Source organism: Komagataeibacter intermedius TF2 (assembly GCF_000964425.1).
Classification (GTDB): domain Bacteria; phylum Pseudomonadota; class Alphaproteobacteria; order Acetobacterales; family Acetobacteraceae; genus Komagataeibacter; species Komagataeibacter intermedius.
Map to the genome: position 1 here is coordinate 1 of NZ_BANF01000431.1, position 1,590 is coordinate 1,590.

Here is a 1,590-nt window from a genome sequence, read left to right on the forward strand (position 1 = left end):
CAGCGCCTGCTGCAATTCGATATTCAGCGACCGCGCCCCAAGGCTACCCCGGTTCATCGGGCAGAGCACCTGCACGTCCCGAACCGGGTCCAGCCCGAACCGGGCCGGAATGCGGTCCCTCACCACAGCCAACAGCTTGCGCAGTCCGATCTCTGGGTCGGTGGCCTCCACGAAGTAGAAATCCGATCCCTCTTCCGCGCTCAGTTCAGGCATCCTGCCCTCATTGATCCGGTGCGCGTTGGTAATGATCCGGCTCTGCGCCGCCTGACGGAACACCTCGGTCAGCCGTACCACCGGTACGGCGCCCGAGCCGATGATATCCGCCAGCACCTGCCCCGGTCCGACCGACGGCAACTGGTCCACGTCGCCCACGATCAGCAGGGCTGCGCTATCGGGCAACGCACGCAGCAGGGAGCGCATCAGCAGCACGTCCACCATGCTGGCCTCGTCCACGACCAGCAGATCGCAGGTCAGCGGGTTGGTGTCATCCCGCTTGAAACTGCCATTGGCCGGATCGGTCTCCAGCAGCCGATGGATGGTCTTGCCCTCCAGTCCGGTGCTTTCCGAGAGGCGTTTTGCCGCCCGGCCGGTCGGGGCGCAGAGTTGCACGTCGGTGCCCTTGGCGGTCACAATTTTCAGGATGGCGTTGACCAGCGTGGTCTTGCCCACACCAGGACCACCCGTGATCACCAGCACCTTGCTGCGCAGGGCAAGGCGCACCGCCTCCTGCTGGCTAGGCGCCAGAGCCAGCCCGGTCTTGCCTTCCACCCAGGTCATGGCCTTTTCAGCGTCGATGTCAGGCCAGGGCGGACGGCCAATGGCGCAGGCGCGCAATCGCTCGGCGATGCTCTGCTCCGCGCGATAGAGACCAGCAAGAAAGATACAGCCCGTCTCGCCAACATTGTCGGCAATAACGTCGCCCGCTTCCACCTCCAACGCGAGGGCCGTCTCGATCAGAGGGGCGGCAACCTCCAGCAGTTCGGCCGTGCTGGTCAGCAGTTCCCCGACCGGCAGGCCACAATGCCCTTCATCCATCGCCTCGCCAAGGGCGTAGGAGATCCCTGCCCGCACCCGGATCATGGCATCGGGCGCGATCCCCATCTTCCGGGCAATCTGGTCCGCCGTCTTAAAGCCGATTCCCCGAATGTCCTTCGCCAGCCGATAGGGGTTCTCGCTGATCAGTCTGACCGCGTCCTGCCCATAGGTCTTGAAGATCCGCACCGCCCGCGACGTGCCGACACCATTGCTGTGCAGGAACAGCATGATCTCGCGGATCACCTTCTGATCCGCCCAGCCCGCGACGATCCTTTCAGCGCGTTTCGGGCCGATGCCCGTCACTTCCCGGAGACGGCCGGGCTCCTGTTCGATCAGATCGAACACGGCCTCACCGAACGCTTTCACCAGTTTCTTCGCATAGACGGGACCAATGCCCCGGATCATGCCCGAACCGAGATAGCGTTCGATGCCCTCGACCGTGGTGGGTGGGCTGGCCTTGAGGAACTCCGCCCTGAACTGGAGCCCGTGGGTGTGATCGTTGAACCAGCGGCCCGACATCTGCACGAACTCGCCTGCCGAGATCATGGCGGCATG

1 protein-coding gene is annotated in these 1,590 nt (G+C 64.3%); it reads right to left on the reverse strand.

Annotated features, from left to right (window positions below):
- On the reverse strand, positions 1-1,590 hold a 1,590-nt coding region (gene recD2, locus B7449_RS17905), incomplete at both ends, for an SF1B family DNA helicase RecD2 (RefSeq protein WP_048883988.1).